We start from the raw sequence: 14,696 nt of genomic DNA, 5'->3' as shown, positions 1-14,696 counted from the left end.
CCGGGCCGCGGACCGGCCCGCCCGCGCGACGCCATAGGATCGGCGGCGGATGCCCGACGACCTCCTCCAGCGGCGCCTCGTCGTCGTGACCGGCAAGGGCGGGGTGGGCAAGTCGACCGTCGCGGCGGCCCTCGGCGTCCTCGCCGCCCGGGCGGGCCGGCGCGCCGTGATCGCCGAGGTCGGCCGCCGCGGCGACGTGCTCGAGACGCTGCTCCCGCCCGCGGACCCGCTGCGCGCCGGCGGCGACCGGACGGAGGAGGACGGCGACCTGTTCGTCGAGCGCGCGGTCCCGGTGGCCGGCGCCGCCGGGTCGCTGCACCACGTGTCGATCTCGCCGGAGGCCGCGCTGCGGGAGTACCTCCGCGACCAGCTCCCGATCGCCGCGATCGCTGATCTCCTCGGCTCCGGGAAGGTCTTCACGGGCCTGACGGCCGCGACCCCGGGCCTCCGGGAGCTCCTGGCGCTCGGGAAGGTGTGGGAGCTCGCGCAGCCCGTCCGGCGGACCCCTGGCGCGCGACCGTACGACCTCTGCATCCTCGACGCACCCGCGTCGGGCCACGCGACGACGATGCTCGGCGCGCCCGACCAGTTCGCGCGCACCGCCCGCGTCGGCCCCGTGGCCCGCCAGGGCGCGACGATCGCGGCCACGCTGGCGGACCCCGCGCAGACGGCCGTCGTGGTGGTCGCCACGGCGGAGGAGCTCCCGGTCAGCGAGGCGCTGGAGCTGGAGGACACCCTCGGCGGACGCGTCGGCGTGCCCGTCGCGCTGGGCGTCGTCAACGGCGTCCTGCCCGACCGGTTCTCCGGCGCCGAGCGCGACGCGCTGGCCGCGGGAGCGCCGCACGACGCCGCGATCGCCGCCGCCGACGCGCACGCCCGTCGCGCCCACGACCAGCAGCGACAGCTCCTCCGCTTCCGCCGCGGGTTCCGGCGGCCGGTCGTGACGCTCCCCGCCGCCCCGGTGCTGCGCCTGGGGCCCGACGACGTCGCGGCGCTCGCGGACCGCCTGGACCAGGGACTGCGTCGGGCACGCAGCGCCGCCTCCGGGGACGTCCGATGATCGCCCCGCTGATCGAGCGGCTCGCCGACGCCCGCGTGGTCGTGTGCGCCGGGCCGGGCGGCGTCGGGAAGACGACGACCGCGGCGGCGCTCGGCCTCGCCCTGGCCGGTCGCGGGGCGCCCGGGTGGCGGTCGTGACGATCGACCCCGCCCGCAGGCTCGCCGACGCCCTCGGGCTCGGCTCCCTGACGAACGACCCGGAGCGCGTCGACGCCGACCGCCTCGCCACGCTCGGCGTCGCGCCCCCGGGCGAGCTGTGGGCGTGCATGCTCGACCCGCAGCGCACGTTCGACGGCCTGATCGCGGAGCTCAGCCCGGACCTCGCGACGCGCGAGCGGGTCCTCACGAACCCGCTCTACCGCCAGATCTCGGGGGCCGCGGGCGGCAGCCACGAGTTCACCGCCGTGGCCCGGCTCCACGACCTCGTCGCCGACGAGCGGTTCGACGTCGTCGTGCTCGACACGCCCCCGTCGCGCAACGCGCTGGACTTCCTCGACGCACCGGACCGCATCGCCGGCTTCCTCGAGGGCCGCGCGGTCCAGGCGCTCCTCGGGCAGGGGAGGACCGGCATCGCGGCGCGCATCGCCCGCCGCGGCACCGGGCTCGCGCTCTCGGCGCTGACCCGCCTGACGGGGGTCGACGTCGTCCGCGACCTCGCGACGTTCTTCGACGCGCTCGGGCCGCTCACGGACGGGTTCGGCGCGCGGGCCGTCGCCGTCCGCGCGATCCTGCGGGACGACCGGACCCGGTTCGTCGTCGTCAGCGGTCCCGGACCGCTGCCGAGCGCCGAGGCCCGCTTCTTCCGCGAGCACCTGCGGACGGTCGGGATGCCGTTCACCGGGCTCGTCGTCAACCGCGTCGAAACCGTCACCCGCGACGACGCGCGCGACGGAGACGCCGTCACCGCCGAGCTGGACGGCGTGCTCGGCGCCGCGCTGGCCGGCAAGGTCGGCCGGACCTGGGACGAGCACCGGGCGCGGGCGGCGCGCGACCACGCGGCGGCCGCGGAGCTCGCGGCCGCGGTCGGCGATCCGCGGCCGGCGGTCGTGGCGGCCCTGGACGGCGAGGTCTTCGACCTGCCCGCGCTGGCGGCCGTCCGCGACCGTCTCGTCGGGGGCTGACGGCCGGGGGCGGCCGCCCCGCGCGATGCCCGGGTTCCTCGCGTCAGCTGGCCTCGCTGACGGGCCAGGGCCCGGTGGAGTCGTCGTCGTCCTGCGTCGGGTCGGCCATCTGCGGCTCGTCCCACGTCACGTCGAGCCACAGCTGCTCGGCCGCCGGCGCACGGCGCGACGCCCGGATCTCGCCGGTCGGGTCGAACGGGCGGATCGCGGCGGGGAACGCCGGCCGGAACTCGGGCACCGTCCCGGATCCGAGGTCGTCCTGGGTCGACCCGCCGCCGGCATCGGACGGCTCCGTGCCGCCCCCCGTACCGTGGGCGACCGCCCCGGGGTCCGTGTCGAGCTGCTCGCCGCGGACGCCGCCCGAGGCCGCGATCGTCGCGTCGTCGGGCACCGCCTCGACCGCCACCGCCGGATCGCCGGTCGGCGGGAGGTCGACGACGACCACCGGGCCCTCCGCCGTCGCCGCGACGTCGTCCTCGGCGGTGACCTCGACGTCGTCGTCGGCCGTCGGCTCGAGGTCGTCCTCCGCGGTGATCTCCACGTCGTCGTCCGCCGTCGCCTCGTCCTCCTCCGCGCGCACGCCGAACGGGTCGTCGTCGGTCGACACGAACGACGGCTCCCCGAGCGGCCCGGTCCCCGCGCTGCGCTCCGACGGCCACCCGGTGCGGTCGGTGTGCGCCTCGTCGACGACGCCGTCGAGGATCTCCTCGGCGAGCTCCACCAGGTCGCCACGCAGGTGCCCGACGACGCAGTCGCGCAGCACGGCGCGCAGGCAGTCGGAGAGCTCGTCGACGCGCTCGGGCAGGTCGCGGTCGATGCGCCGGCTGCCGGCGACGACCTCCTGCTCCTGCAGCGCCAGGCGCGACAGGCGACGCGTGAGGGCCATGCGCTCGTCCCCGACCGCGCACAGGGCCGCCAGGCGGCCGGCGAGCCGCCCGGACCGCGGTCCCTCGGGCTCCAGCAGGGCGCGGGCGGCCAGCAGCAGGTCGGTCAGCGTCTCCTCGGGCCGGTCGCGGTCCAGCGCCAGCGTCCAGCGCCGGAGCGCCCACGCGACCTCGCCGCTCTTGGGCAGGCGCCGCGCGACGAGGTCGACGAAGGTGCGGAGGTCCGGCACGTCCTCGGCGTCGAGCGGCGCGACGCCGCGCGACGCGAACGTGCCGCCGACCGCCATGGCGCGCCACGGCGCCCCGGCGGGCCGGAGCCACACGAGGGGCCCGGCGGACGGCGTCGCACCGACGACGTGGAGCCGCAGCGCGGTGATCAGGCGCCGGGACGCCTCCCGGGCACGGCGGGGGGTCTCCGCGGACCCCGGGCGTGCGGACCAGCGCAGGGTGGCCACGGCGTCGGCCGGGCGGCCGTCCGGGCCGGTGAGCGCGGCGTCGGGGACCTCGCCCTTCAGCGCCTCGGGGCGCTGGAGCGCGACGCCGCGGGTGATCGCCACCGTCGCCATCGCGGGGTCCACGCCGACGAGCGGGATCACCACGACCGTCTCGGTCGCGTCGGCGGTCAGCACGGACTCGAGCTCCGCGAACGCGCGGTCGAAGTGCTCCTCCTGGACGGCGAAGTCGGGGGTGTCCTCGAACAGGCGCTCGAGGAACTGCCGGACCGCCAGGGCGGCGCGGTCGTGCGGGTCGGCGGGCGGGCGCTCGACGCCCCGGGCCTGCAGGTAGGCCTCGACCCCCCACGCGGCGACCATGGTGTGCTGGGCCTCCGCGACGGCGGGGAGCGAGGCGATCGCGGCCGCGTGGCGCTCGATGTAGAGCCCGACGAGCGGCCGGTAGGAGTAGAGGGTCGGTCCGGACGCGCCGGACCGCGCACGCCGGGCGTGCTCGAGGAGCTCGAACGGGACCTCGTCGCCGTCCTGCACCCGCTCCGCGAGCTCGCGGGCGGCGTGGAGACCGGCGGTGCGGAGCGCTGCGTGCAGCTGGGGGTGACGCATGCCGCCGCCTTCTCCCCGGGTCCCGGCGGTCCTCGCGGCTGCACGAGGTCGTGCACCGCCGGCGCGACCGGGCCCGCCACGGCCGGGGTACGGCGTCGGCGGCGCGACCGTGCCCCGATATGGTGGGTGGGGATGAGCACGACGGACTCGGGAACCGCCTGGCGCCGTCGCGCCGAGGAGCGCCTGACGGACGCCGGCTATCGGCGCGGCGGTGCGCGCACGGCGCTCCTGGACCTGCTCGACGAGCAGCGGTGCGCCCGCACGGTGCTGGAGATCGAGGACGAGCTCCGCGCCAGCGAGCGCACGATCGGGCGCGCCAGCATCTACCGCGTCCTCGACGAGCTGGAGCAGCTGCACCTCGTCCAGCGGATCGAGGTCGGCCAGGGCATCGCGCGCTACGAGCGGCTCGCCCCCGACCACCATCACCACCACCTGGTCTGCCGCGTCTGCGGCGCGGTCGTCCCCTTCACCGACGACGGCCTCGAGGACGCGATCCACCGGCTGAGCGCCGGTGCGGGCTTCGAGGTCACCGGCCACGACGTCGTGCTGCACGGCCGCTGTGCGGCGTGCCGGGCGGCGGACGCCACGATCCCGGACTGATCGTCGCGGGGGTCCGGTCGGGTCCCGCGCCCGACCGAGGACCGGCAGCAGGAGCCCCGGCCGCGGCTCAGGCGCGCGAGCGCAGCGACCGCTTCTCGGAGCGCCAGGTCCGCCCGGCGCTCTTCACCTCGACCGTCACGTAGTGCAGGCCGGAGCGGCGGACGGGCACGCTGCCCGAGTACGCCCCGTTCTTGACCTTCGCGGTGCGGCGGGCGGCGGTGATGTACCGGCCGTTCTGCTTCCGCTTGAGCACGATCGAGACGGTGTCGACGCCCCGGGCCTTCCCGCGGACGGCGAGGTCCCGTCCGGTGCGCGGGTGCTTCGTCGGCTGGTTGAGCGCGAGGGCGGGGTCGAGCGCCGGGGTCACCGACGGCGAGGTCGCCCCGTTCGCCCGTGCCCGCACGGCGCTGGCCGCGCGGATCACGAGACCGGCGCTCCAGTTGCCGTCGGCGTCCGTCGGGACCTGCGTCATCGCGGTCCACTTCCCGGTCGGGCTCTTCTTCTCGACGACGACCATCGCAGCACCGACACCGGACCCGTGGGACGTCAGGCGCCCGACGACCGTGGCCGTCTGGCCGTACCGGACGGCCTCCGGTGGCGCCTGGATCGTCAGCGTCGGCACGTCGATCGGCGCGGCCGCGACGCCGCCGACGGTGCTGCGGAGCGCCGGCAGCTGACCGTAGAGGCTCGTGCCGGGGCAGTCGGTGGAGCAGCCGTCCTGGTGCCCGCTGATGCGGTTCAGCGCGACCGTCGCACCCTTCTTGTACCGGTTGCCGGACCCGCCCGACGAGACCAGCGAGATCGTCCCGGCGGTCGGCGCGCCGTGGAGCGGGAGCTTCCAGCCGATGATCGACGCGACGGCGTTCAGGGCGGCCGGGGGCGCGGGCTGACCCTCGAACGTGCCGATGATCGCGATGCCGGTGGAGACGGAGTTCCAGCCGATCGCCTGGGCCCCGATCACCGGCTGGTCGATGCCGCCGGCGCGGCCCTCGAAGATCTGGCCGAAGCGGTCGACGAGGAAGTTGTAGCCGATGTCGTTCCAGCCGTTGGACTGGACGTGGTACTCGAAGATCGCCCGGACGATCCCGGCGCTCTCGTCCTCGGAGTACGTGTTGCCGTTGACGGTGTGGTGCACGAACGCGAGCTGCACCGAGCCGAAGGTCGGGGCGCTGCGCGTCTTCAGGCCCGACGCCCACGCGGCGCGCGGGATGATCGTCGGGACCGCGCGGGTGGTGGCCGGCGCCCCCGCCGCGCGCGTGCTCGCCGCACGACGCGCGCCCAGCGCCCCGCCGGCGGTCGCCGCGCGGGTGCTCGCGGCGCCCGCGGAGCGCTTGGCGCCGGGAGACACCGCGACGAGGTCCAGCCGCACGTCCTTCGCCGGGCGTCGCCGCGACCGCAACTCGACCTCGACGGCGTCCCCGAACCAGAGCGGGTCGCTCATGGCCGCACGGCGGCCGTCCGGGGCGTGCCCGTCGTGCCCGCTGAGCGACCGCCAGCCGCTCCAGCGGCCCCCGCGCGGACGCGCGCGGACCTGCAGCCCGATCCCGTCGACGACGCCGACGGGCGCGCCGAGCAGATCGAAGCGGTGCGGCGCCCGGATCGCGCCGGTCGTCCGTCCGGGCCCGAGCGCGGAGCGTCGGACCACGAGACGCCCCGGGGCCGACGACGCGGCCGCCGTGCCCGTTCCGGCGGTGCCGCCGAGGACGACGGCCGCCCCGACCACGGCGCCGCCGCGGACGACGGTGCGACGGGTCAGCGCGGACGAGGGGCGCGCGTCGGCCCCGGACGCGGGTGGCGTCGCGCCGGTGTGGTCGTGGGGGTCGATCGTCGGCGGCATCGGAGGTGGAAACCACACAGTGCCGCAAGAGTTCCGGTCGGGCGACGAAGAACCGGGCGTGCAACGTCCGGCCCAGCGGTCCCCGGCCGGGGTCAGGCGCCGAGGACGACGATCGCCGGGTCCGCGGCGACGTCGTCGGCGCAGCCGTCGGCGGCGCCGAGCCACCGGGTCCCGTACTCGCGCATGCCCTCGATGATCGGCAGCAGCGCGCGGCCCTTGTCGGTCAGCGCGTACTCGACGCGCGGCGGCACCTCGGAGTACGTGCGGCGCGCGACGATGCCCTCCTCCTCGAGCCCGCGCAGGCGGAGCGAGAGGGTGCGGGGGCTGATCCCGGTCAGCGAGCGCTCGAGCTCGCAGAACCGCGTGTTGCCCTCGGCGAGGTCACGCACGAGGAGCAGCGTCCATTTGCCGCAGACGATGTCCGCGGTGCGACACACCGGGCAGGTGGGATCGACGGCCATGCCGACACTTTACCGAATGAAGCGGCCCGCCCCGCTGCGTCGCACCCGCGGACCCCTAGACGACGGGCAGCGCGGGGACGAGCGGATCGGTGCCCGTGTCGCGGGCGCCGCGGCGGGCCTGGTCGGCGACGTCCGCCATCGAGGTGCCGGCCCGTCCGTCGGCCCGCAGCAGCAGGTCGAGGTCGTGCGGCCGGGCGGCGGCGCGCATCGCGTCGGCCCGGTCGACGACGCCGTCGAGGACGAAGCGGCAGAGCGCCTGGTCGAAGGTCTGCATCCCGTAGTGCGCGCCCTCGGCGATCACGGCGTTGAGCTCGCCGGTGCGGCCGGCGTCGCGGAGGATGTCCTTCACGAGCCCGGTGGCGCGGAGGATCTCGCAGACCGCCATGCGCCCCTTGCCCTCGGCGAGCGGCACGAGGCGCTGCGAGACGACGCCTTGCAGCGTCGTGGCGAGCATCTCGCGGATCTGGGTGTGCTGGTGGGGCGGGAAGAACCCGACGAGGCGCCCGACGGCCTCGGCGGCGTCGATCGTGTGGACGGTCGAGAGGACGAGGTGGCCGGTTTCGGCGGCCGACAGCGCGGCGCGGACGGTCTCCTCGTCGCGGAGCTCGCCGATGAGGATGACGTCCGGGTCCTGGCGCAGGACGCGGCGCAGCGCCTGGCCGAACGACCCGGTGTCGCTGCCGACCTCGCGCTGGTTGATGACCGCGACGCGGTCCTGGTGCAGCATCTCGATCGGGTCCTCGATCGTGACGACGTGACACGGCTTGGCCCGGTTGATCCGATCGATCATCCCGGCGAGGGTCGTCGACTTGCCGGAGCCGGTGATGCCGGTGACGAGCACGAGCCCGCGCTCCTCGTCGGCGAGCTCCGCGATCGCGGGCGGGAGCCCGAGGTCCGACAGCGACGACGGGGCGTCGGGGACGACGCGGCAGACGATGGAGACCAGGCCGCGCTGCCGGAACGCGTTGACGCGGAGCCGGGCGACGCCCTGCTCGTGGTGGGCGAGGTCGAGCTCGTGCTCCTCGGCGAAGACGCGGGCGCTCTCCTCGTCCTTGAGCATGTGCCGCAGCGCCTCCTCGGTGTCCTCCGCCGTCGCCGGCTCCTGACCGGGGAGGATCGGGCGCAGGACCCCGTCGAAGCGTCCGAGGGGCGGCCGGCCGACCTTCAGGTGCAGGTCGGATCCGCCGCCCGCGACGAGGGCGGTCAGGCAGGCACGGAGATCGAGGGACATGGGGTCCGGATCGGCGCGCCCGCCGGCGTCCGCCAGCCCGGACGGACGTCGTGGACGTTTCGCCGACCCCGGGAACGACGAAGGGCGCCTCTCGGCGCCCCTCGACGTGTCGCGACTACGGCGTGGCTACGCCACGTCCCGCAGCTTCTGGGCCTCCGCGAGGCTCTGCAGCTTCTTCAGCGACTGGTTCTCGATCTGGCGGATCCGCTCGCGCGTGACGTTGAAGCGGTGGCCCACCTCGTCCAGCGTGCACGGCTTCTCGCCGCCGAGCCCGTAGCGGAGCTCGAGGACGCGGCGCTCGCGGTAGCTCAGGTTCTCGAGGGCCTCGCGGAGGTGCTCCTTCGTGAGGATCTCCGCCGCGCGCTCGTACGGGGACTCCGCACGCTCGTCGGCGATGAACTGGCCGAACTCGGACTCCTCCTCGTCACCGACCGGCTTCTCCAGCGAGACCGGGGCCTGGGCGGAGCGCTTGATCGACTCGACCTCCTCGGGGTCGATGCCGGTGACCTCGGCGATCTCCTCCGGGGTGGGCTCGCGACCGAGCTCCGTGACGAGCTTGCGCTCGGCGCGGCCGATCTTGTTGAGCTTCTCGACGACGTGGACCGGGATGCGGATCGTCCGGGCCTTGTCGGCCAGGGCGCGGGCGATCGCCTGACGGATCCACCACGTGGCGTACGTGGAGAACTTGAAGCCCTTGCGGTAGTCGAACTTCTCCGCCGCGCGGACGAGGCCCAGCGTGCCCTCCTGGATCAGGTCGAGGAACGGCAGGCCCTGGTTGCGGTAGTTCTTCGCGATCGAGACGACGAGGCGGAGGTTCGACTCGACCATCTTCTGCTTCGCGTCGAGATCGCCGCGCTCGATGCGCTTGGCGAGGTCGACCTCCTCCGCCGCGGTCAGGAGGCGGACCTTGCCGATGTCCTTCAGGAACAGCTGGAGGCTGTCCGTCGTCATGTCGGGCCGCAGGTCCAGCGGCGTCGCGACGCGCTTCTTGCGGGTGCGCTTCTCGGGGGCGCGCTCGACCTGGTCGGCCTGCGCGGGATCGATCTCGTCGACGAGCTCGATCTCGATCTTCTCGAGGTAGGTGTTGAGCTCCTCGACGTCGGAGTCGTCGAAGTCGAGCTCAGCGATGGCCTTCTTGACCTCCGCGTGGGTGAGCACCCCGAGCGTCTGGCCGCGGTGGACCAGCGTCTTGACCTCTTCGAGTTCCTGGAGTTCGACTGCAGACATATATGAGGCGTCCCATCGGCGTCCCGCCGGGCGAGGGCGGGACGGAAAATGCATTAGGAAGAGGAGTGCGTCGGCCGAATCAGGTGAAAGGCGCAAGCGGCCCAGGCTACCGACAGCGTTCCGGGAGTCTACCACGCCCGATACCCACCATCCCGCGTGCGACGCGGGAGCGACACCGGGTGCGGCGTCCTCGATCTCCAATACACCCGCAACTGCGAAAAGGTGCACCCCTGCAGACGGATTCGCACCCGATCGGGCGGTCGTGTGCCGTATCGCACTCGCGGAGCGGTCCGACGGCCCGATGCGCCACCATCCGGGCACGATGGCGGACACGGACGGCCCCGACGAGCAGGCACCCGGAGAGAACGTGATGGGCAACCTGCCCTCCACCCGTCCGGGCCGGCGCAGCACCCGGCGGACCGCCGCGGACGCGGAGGACGCCGGGAGCGGGAGCGCCACCGCCGGCCCGCGGTCCGCGGCGGCGAAGACCCGTGCGGCCGGGACCGGGTCTGCCGCGTCGAAGGCGAAGGCGCCGGCGAAGCCCCGGGCCGCTTCCGCGAAGACCACGACGGCGAAGCCAAAGGCCACCACGGCGAAGACCACCCCGGCCAAGCCCAAGGCCACCACGGCGAAGACCACCCCGGCCAAGCCCAAGGCCACCACGGCGAAGACCACCCCGGCCAAGCCCAAGGCCACCACGGCGAAGACCACCCCGGCCAAGCCCAAGGCCACCACGGCGAAGACCATCCCGGCCAAGCCCAAGGCCACCGCCGCCAAGCCGAAGCGCGTCCCCGCGACCGCGTCGTCCGGGACGTCGGCCGCCCGCGGGACCCGCCGCACGCCCGCGACGGACGAGGAGACGACGCCCCCCGTCGCCACCGCCCCCGCACCGCGCTCGGGATGGGCGACGCCCGAGTCCGCGGACGACGCCCGCACCGGCGGCGGGCTCAGCGTCGCCGGGCTCGTCGGCGGCGCCACGAAGCAGGGCGTGGAGCTCGCCGGAGAGGCCGCGAAGACCGGCGAGAAGCTGGTCCGCGGCGTCCTGAAGCGGCTCGGCCGGAGCTGACGCCGCCGCGTGCGGGACGGCCTCGGCCGCCCCGCACCGCTCCCCGGAAGGACGGCCGACGGCGTTATGACGCCCCGGCGTCCTGTGCCATACTTCGCGACGCCGAGCGCGGGACGACCTGTTCGACCCGCGGCGGGGGACCCACTGCGAGCAGCCTGAAGAGGCCGCTCGTCGGGGCGAATCGGACCGGTTTCTGGTCCGTAGCGCACTCGTTCAGCGCGAGCCCGACAGCTCACCCCGTAGGCACGGAACGAGAACCAACTGGATGACGTGATCGCACCCTTTTCCGTGCGGCGCACCGCCCTCGCAGGCGTCGTGTCGCTGCTCGCACTCCCATCTGCCGTGATGGCCGCCGACACCCCGACGGGTGGCCTCGACGCCGCGACGACCTCCACGGCCGCCCCGGCGACCCCGACGGCCCCGGCCGCCCCCGCCGACGAGGGCCCGACGCCGACCCGCGCGTCCGCCGAGCTCGCCGGCGCGGGCACGTGGTCCGCGCTGCCGACGAAGGACCCGAAGCGTCCCGTGCGCGTCAGCGGCGCCTTCGGGACCGACCTGGCCGGCCGCAGCGTGAACGTGGAGCGCAAGACGCCCGCCGGTCGCTGGCAGCGCGCCACCGGCGCGCGGATCCGGTCCACCGGCCGGTTCGCCGTCACGTGGAAGACGAGCGCCACCCGCGTGCACGAGCTGCGCGTGGTCCTCGCGCCCGAGTCCAACGCGAAGGCGGCGTCCGCGGCGAGCACCCGCGCGACCTCCGACGCCGACGCCCCGAGCGTCCGCATCGCGGTGCTCGGCCGCGCGAAGGCCACCTGGTACGGCCCCGGCTTCTACGGGAAGAAGACCGCCTGCGGCGTCACGCTCCAGGCCGACACCGTCGGGGTCGCCAACCGCACGCTCCCGTGCGGCACCCAGGTCGAGATCCGCCGCGGCGGCAAGACCGTCGTCGCCCCGGTGATCGACCGCGGCCCGTTCGCGAACGACGCCGACTTCGACCTGACGAAGAACGTCGCCGACCAGATCGGCGTCGACGGGGTCAACCCGGTCTCGTTCGTGCAGCGCGACGACCTCCCGGTCGTCAAGACGCCGTCGAGCGCCCCCGCGCAGCGCTGAGCGGGGCCCGTCGGCGGGCGGGACCCGCGGGTCCCGGTCGCCCCGGCCCGCCCCGGCCGCCGGTGACGGCCTAAGCTGCCCGGATCGCCGTGCCGGTCCGGCCCCCGTCGACGACGGGACGAGCTGGACGGGCACCAACCTCTGACGACGAAGAGCGCATGACCACCACGCCCGACCGCACCCTCGCCATGGAGCTCGTCCGCACGACGGAGGCGGCCGCGCTCGCGGCCTCCCGTCTGGCCGGGCGCGGCGACAAGATCGCCGCCGACCAGGCCGCCGTCGACGGCATGCGCCACGTGCTCGAGTCCGTCGCGATGGACGGCGTCGTCGTCATCGGCGAGGGCGAGAAGGACGAGGCGCCGATGCTCTACAACGGCGAGTCGGTCGGCAACGGCGAGGGCCCGCAGGTCGACATCGCCGTCGACCCGCTCGAGGGCACGACGCTGACCGCCAAGGGGCAGCCCAACGCGCTCGCCGTCATCGCCATCGCCCCCCGCGGGTCGATGTTCGACCCGGGCCCGTGCGTCTACATGGAGAAGCTCGCCGGCGACCGCGACATCGCCGACCTCCTCGACCTGGACCGCCCGGTCGTCGAGACGATCGGCCTCGTCGCCGAGCGTCGCAAGAAGAACGTCTCCGAGGTCCTGACGGTCGTGCTCGACCGTCCGCGCCACCAGGAGCAGATCGAGGCCATCCGCGAGGCCGGCGGCAAGGTCCGCCTGATCTCCGACGGCGACGTCGCGGGCTCGCTGCTCGCCGTCATGGACGAGTCCGCCGTCGACCTGCTGTGGGGCATCGGCGGCACGCCGGAGGGCGTGATCTCCGCCGCCGCGATCAAGTGCCTCGGCGGCGCCCTCGTCGGCCGGCTCTACCCGCGCAACGCGGCCGAGCGCCAGGCAGCGGTCGCCGGCGGGTACGACCTCGACCAGCAGCTCACGCAGGACACGCTGGTCAACGCCGACCAGTGCATGTTCTCCGCCACCGGCGTCACCGACGGCGAGCTGCTCCAGGGCGTGCGCCGCACGCCGCGCGGTGGCGCGACGACCGAGTCCGTCGTCATGCGCGCCGGCTCGGACACCGTCCGCCGCGTCCACGCCCGGCACCGCCGCCTGAAGCTGGCGGACATGCCCGGCTACGGCATCTCCTAGGGAGGCCGTGCGGCCCCCGCCCCGAGCGTCCGGGGCGGATCGCGGCGGTCGTCGACCGGGCTCGGCGCACCCTCGGACGTGCCGGCCCCGGACCGGCCGGTCAGCCGGCCGCGCCGCGCGGGGTCTTGCCCGAGGACGCCTCGTCCTCGGTCATGTCCGTCGGCGCGCGTCCCGTCCCCGCCCGCGGCATCGGCTCCGGCGATCCGCCGCCCCCGCCGCCCTCGACCGCCCGGGCGAACCGCCCGGTCTTCGACGGCGCCAGGTCCGCGCGGGCCAGCGAGCGCATGAAGCCGTACGCGAGGAGCACGTGGTACCGCGACTGCGTGTGCTTGTAGACGAGGTAGGCGAGCCCCGAGTTCATGGTCGGGTAGAAGCCGGAGACCTCGAGTTCGACGTACGCCCGGCTGAGCGGCGTCTCGTCGGTCCCGACGCCGTCGCGCCGGTGCACCTCGATCTCGAGGTAGCCCCTCCCCCGCCCCTTGCGCGAGATCAGGAGTCCGCGGTCGATCGGCCAGCGCACGACGCCGAGGGTCTCCCCGAACTCGTACTCCGGCTCCTTGAAGCCCAGGAGCGGCAGGTGCCGGGTCAGGAAGCAGACGTAGCGCCCACGGTCGTCGTAGTGCACCCGCACCAGGCCGAGCGAGAACTTCTCCATGTACAGCCAGTAGGACCGCGCGAGGCGCTCGAGGTCCTCGGTCGACCACATGCTGTCGAGCCGCTCCGTCGGGGTCGTGATCGACGCCGTCTGGATCGAGTACACCGCGCCGGTGGCGGCGTCGAGACCCGTGTGGTTGACGAGCCGGCCGACCGTGATGTTCTCCCGCCGCTCCTGCGCCCGCAGCCGGGCCCGGACGATCTTCAGCGCCAGCCAGGTCGTGAACATCATCACGACCGCGACGAGGGGGACGAACGGCATCGGGATGGAGTCAAGCAGCCACGGACGCGCAGGGCACGCCCGGCGGCCCGATCAGTCGTCCGCGAGCGCCTCGGCGACCGCGGCGTCGAAGCCGAGCGGTGCGTCGTTGACCCCGTCCGGCGGCGGGGCGGTGACGATCATCTCCGCGCGGAGGCCCTCGACCAGCGGTCGGACGAGCGGGTACTCGACCCCGCCGAAGAGGCTGACCCAGAGCGACGACAGCCGCGGCGTCATGAACGGCACCGGGACCATCGGCGGACGGCGGCGCTCCAGCGCGTCGGCCGTCCGCAGCATCATCTCGCGGTACGTGAGGACCTCGGCGCCGCCGAGCTGGACCTCGCCCGGCACGTCGTCGACGGTGCTCAGCGCGAGCAGCGCGGCGGTCACGTCGCGCGCGGCGATCGGCTGGCTGCGCGTGGAGACCCACTTCGGGCACACCATCACCGGCAGCCGGTCGACGAGGTGCTTGAGGATCACGAACGACTGGCTGTCGGGGGCGATCACCATCGCCGCGCGGGCGTGCACGGGCTCGGGGACGTGGCGGGCCAGGATCTTCGCGACCTCGGCCCGGCTCTGGAGGTGGTGCGACTCCTCCGCCTGCTTCCCGCCGAGGCCGCCCAGGTAGACGATGCGACGGACCCCGGCCCGCTCCGCCGCCTCGCCGAAGGCCCAGGCGCCGCGGCGGTCGAGGTCGGCGAAGTCGCCCTTGTTGCCGCGGCCCATCGCGTGGATCAGGTAGTAGGCGACGTCGACGCCCTCGAGCGCGGCGTCGAGACCCTCGCCGGCGAAGACGTCGCCCTTCGCGGTCTCGACGCCCTCGGGCAGCCGTGCGCGCGCCGGGTCGCGCACGAGCGCGCGGATCGCCGCGCCGCCCTGCCGGTCCCCGAGCAGGCCGGGCAGCAGTCGTCCCCCGATCGAACCGGTGGCACCGGTCAGGAGGATCCGGTCGGGCACCGTGCGTGACACCATCACCGCAGAGTA

At 74.9% G+C, this 14,696-nt stretch carries 14 protein-coding genes and 1 riboswitch; of the genes, 7 read left to right on the top strand and 7 right to left on the bottom strand.

Annotated elements, in window-relative coordinates:
• Positions 1 to 49 precede the first annotated feature (49 nt).
• Genes PATMI_RS30340 through PATMI_RS30335 form a run of 3 tightly spaced genes read left to right on the top strand, consistent with a single transcriptional unit; the run spans position 50 to position 2,180 of the window.
• Positions 50 to 1,060: an ArsA-related P-loop ATPase gene (locus PATMI_RS30340; RefSeq protein WP_051471696.1), complete on the top strand. Its 1,011-nt coding sequence runs from the start codon at positions 50 to 52 to the stop codon at positions 1,058 to 1,060.
• On the top strand, positions 1,057 to 1,197 hold the full coding sequence (locus PATMI_RS37520; protein ID WP_169738377.1) for a nucleotide-binding protein: 141 nt from the start codon (positions 1,057 to 1,059) through the stop codon (positions 1,195 to 1,197). Before PATMI_RS30340 ends, PATMI_RS37520 begins: the two co-directional genes overlap by 4 nt.
• The gene (locus PATMI_RS30335) at positions 1,194 to 2,180 is read left to right on the top strand and encodes an ArsA family ATPase (protein WP_169738376.1); all 987 of its coding nucleotides are present in this window, start codon (positions 1,194 to 1,196) and stop codon (positions 2,178 to 2,180) included. Before PATMI_RS37520 ends, PATMI_RS30335 begins: the two co-directional genes overlap by 4 nt.
• Positions 2,181 to 2,223: 43 nt before the next feature.
• Here the strand turns inward: PATMI_RS30335 and PATMI_RS0114615 are convergent, their stop codons facing one another.
• A complete protein-coding gene (locus PATMI_RS0114615) occupies positions 2,224 to 4,119 on the bottom strand; it encodes a serine/threonine-protein kinase (protein ID WP_026911421.1) in 1,896 nt (631 codons plus the stop codon).
• A 132-nt stretch (positions 4,120 to 4,251) separates the two neighbouring features.
• On the opposite strand from PATMI_RS0114615, the gene PATMI_RS0114610 reads away from it, so the two are divergent.
• Positions 4,252 to 4,719, top strand: coding sequence for a Fur family transcriptional regulator (locus PATMI_RS0114610; protein ID WP_026911420.1), 468 nt, complete (start codon positions 4,252 to 4,254; stop codon positions 4,717 to 4,719).
• Between the two features lie 67 nt (positions 4,720 to 4,786).
• Here PATMI_RS0114610 and PATMI_RS34710 read toward each other — a convergent pair whose 3' ends face one another.
• The 4 genes from PATMI_RS34710 to PATMI_RS0114590 all read right to left on the bottom strand — a co-directional run bounded on the left by PATMI_RS34710 (position 4,787) and on the right by PATMI_RS0114590 (position 9,475).
• Complete coding sequence (locus tag PATMI_RS34710) at positions 4,787 to 6,556, bottom strand: N-acetylmuramoyl-L-alanine amidase (RefSeq protein WP_051471692.1); 1,770 nt, start codon at positions 6,554 to 6,556, stop codon at positions 4,787 to 4,789.
• 92 nt (positions 6,557 to 6,648) lie between these two features.
• Entirely contained in the window at positions 6,649 to 7,017 is a 369-nt protein-coding gene (locus tag PATMI_RS30325) for a winged helix-turn-helix transcriptional regulator (protein WP_036725897.1), read from the bottom strand.
• Between the two features lie 55 nt (positions 7,018 to 7,072).
• On the bottom strand, positions 7,073 to 8,248 hold the full coding sequence (locus PATMI_RS0114595; RefSeq protein ID WP_026911419.1) for a type IV pilus twitching motility protein PilT: 1,176 nt from the start codon (positions 8,246 to 8,248) through the stop codon (positions 7,073 to 7,075).
• Between the two features lie 126 nt (positions 8,249 to 8,374).
• The gene (locus tag PATMI_RS0114590; RefSeq protein ID WP_026911418.1) at positions 8,375 to 9,475 is read right to left on the bottom strand and encodes a sigma-70 family RNA polymerase sigma factor; all 1,101 of its coding nucleotides are present in this window, start codon (positions 9,473 to 9,475) and stop codon (positions 8,375 to 8,377) included.
• 322 nt (positions 9,476 to 9,797) lie between these two features.
• Here PATMI_RS0114590 and PATMI_RS34705 point away from each other — a divergent pair, with 322 nt between their 5' ends.
• The 3 genes from PATMI_RS34705 to glpX all read left to right on the top strand — a co-directional run bounded on the left by PATMI_RS34705 (position 9,798) and on the right by glpX (position 12,799).
• Positions 9,798 to 10,541 carry a hypothetical protein gene (locus PATMI_RS34705; protein ID WP_026911417.1) on the top strand — a complete coding sequence of 248 codons (744 nt, stop codon included), beginning with the start codon at positions 9,798 to 9,800 and terminating at the stop codon, positions 10,539 to 10,541.
• A 90-nt stretch (positions 10,542 to 10,631) separates the two neighbouring features.
• Positions 10,632 to 10,801, top strand: a riboswitch (cyclic di-AMP (ydaO/yuaA leader).
• A gap of 28 nt (positions 10,802 to 10,829) precedes the next feature.
• Positions 10,830 to 11,651 (top strand): septal ring lytic transglycosylase RlpA family protein, encoded by an 822-nt coding sequence (locus PATMI_RS34700; RefSeq protein WP_051471690.1) that lies wholly within the window; start codon positions 10,830 to 10,832, stop codon positions 11,649 to 11,651.
• Positions 11,652 to 11,809: 158 nt separating this feature from the next.
• A complete protein-coding gene (glpX, locus tag PATMI_RS0114575) occupies positions 11,810 to 12,799 on the top strand; it encodes a class II fructose-bisphosphatase (protein ID WP_026911416.1) in 990 nt (329 codons plus the stop codon).
• 100 nt (positions 12,800 to 12,899) lie between these two features.
• Here glpX and PATMI_RS0114570 read toward each other — a convergent pair whose 3' ends face one another.
• Positions 12,900 to 13,715 (bottom strand): hypothetical protein, encoded by an 816-nt coding sequence (locus PATMI_RS0114570; RefSeq protein ID WP_026911415.1) that lies wholly within the window; start codon positions 13,713 to 13,715, stop codon positions 12,900 to 12,902.
• Positions 13,716 to 13,766: 51 nt separating this feature from the next.
• The gene (locus tag PATMI_RS30310) at positions 13,767 to 14,684 is read right to left on the bottom strand and encodes an NAD(P)H-binding protein (protein WP_051471688.1); all 918 of its coding nucleotides are present in this window, start codon (positions 14,682 to 14,684) and stop codon (positions 13,767 to 13,769) included.
• Positions 14,685 to 14,696: the final 12 nt, after the last annotated feature.

Origin of the sequence: Patulibacter minatonensis DSM 18081, assembly GCF_000519325.1 — a bacterium.
In the GTDB taxonomy this organism is placed as follows: domain Bacteria; phylum Actinomycetota; class Thermoleophilia; order Solirubrobacterales; family Solirubrobacteraceae; genus Patulibacter; species Patulibacter minatonensis.
Note: the sequence above shows the minus strand (reverse complement) of the source record. Positions and strands in the feature narration are given on the sequence as shown.

Excerpts from the sequence above, each read along its gene's own strand:
- PATMI_RS30310 (WP_051471688.1), bottom strand. The coding sequence starts at position 14,684 with ATGGTGTCACGCACGGTGCCCGACCGGATCCTCCTGACCGGTGCCACC.
- PATMI_RS34705 (WP_026911417.1), top strand. The coding sequence starts at position 9,798 with ATGGCGGACACGGACGGCCCCGACGAGCAGGCACCCGGAGAGAACGTG.
- PATMI_RS0114590 (WP_026911418.1), bottom strand. The coding sequence starts at position 9,475 with ATGTCTGCAGTCGAACTCCAGGAACTCGAAGAGGTCAAGACGCTGGTC.
- PATMI_RS0114595 (WP_026911419.1), bottom strand. The coding sequence starts at position 8,248 with ATGTCCCTCGATCTCCGTGCCTGCCTGACCGCCCTCGTCGCGGGCGGC.
- glpX (WP_026911416.1), top strand. The coding sequence starts at position 11,810 with ATGACCACCACGCCCGACCGCACCCTCGCCATGGAGCTCGTCCGCACG.
- PATMI_RS37520 (WP_169738377.1), top strand. The coding sequence starts at position 1,057 with ATGATCGCCCCGCTGATCGAGCGGCTCGCCGACGCCCGCGTGGTCGTG.
- PATMI_RS30340 (WP_051471696.1), top strand. The coding sequence starts at position 50 with ATGCCCGACGACCTCCTCCAGCGGCGCCTCGTCGTCGTGACCGGCAAG.
- PATMI_RS34710 (WP_051471692.1), bottom strand. The coding sequence starts at position 6,556 with ATGCCGCCGACGATCGACCCCCACGACCACACCGGCGCGACGCCACCC.
- PATMI_RS30325 (WP_036725897.1), bottom strand. The coding sequence starts at position 7,017 with ATGGCCGTCGATCCCACCTGCCCGGTGTGTCGCACCGCGGACATCGTC.
- PATMI_RS0114570 (WP_026911415.1), bottom strand. The coding sequence starts at position 13,715 with ATGCCGTTCGTCCCCCTCGTCGCGGTCGTGATGATGTTCACGACCTGG.
- PATMI_RS0114615 (WP_026911421.1), bottom strand. The coding sequence starts at position 4,119 with ATGCGTCACCCCCAGCTGCACGCAGCGCTCCGCACCGCCGGTCTCCAC.
- PATMI_RS0114610 (WP_026911420.1), top strand. The coding sequence starts at position 4,252 with ATGAGCACGACGGACTCGGGAACCGCCTGGCGCCGTCGCGCCGAGGAG.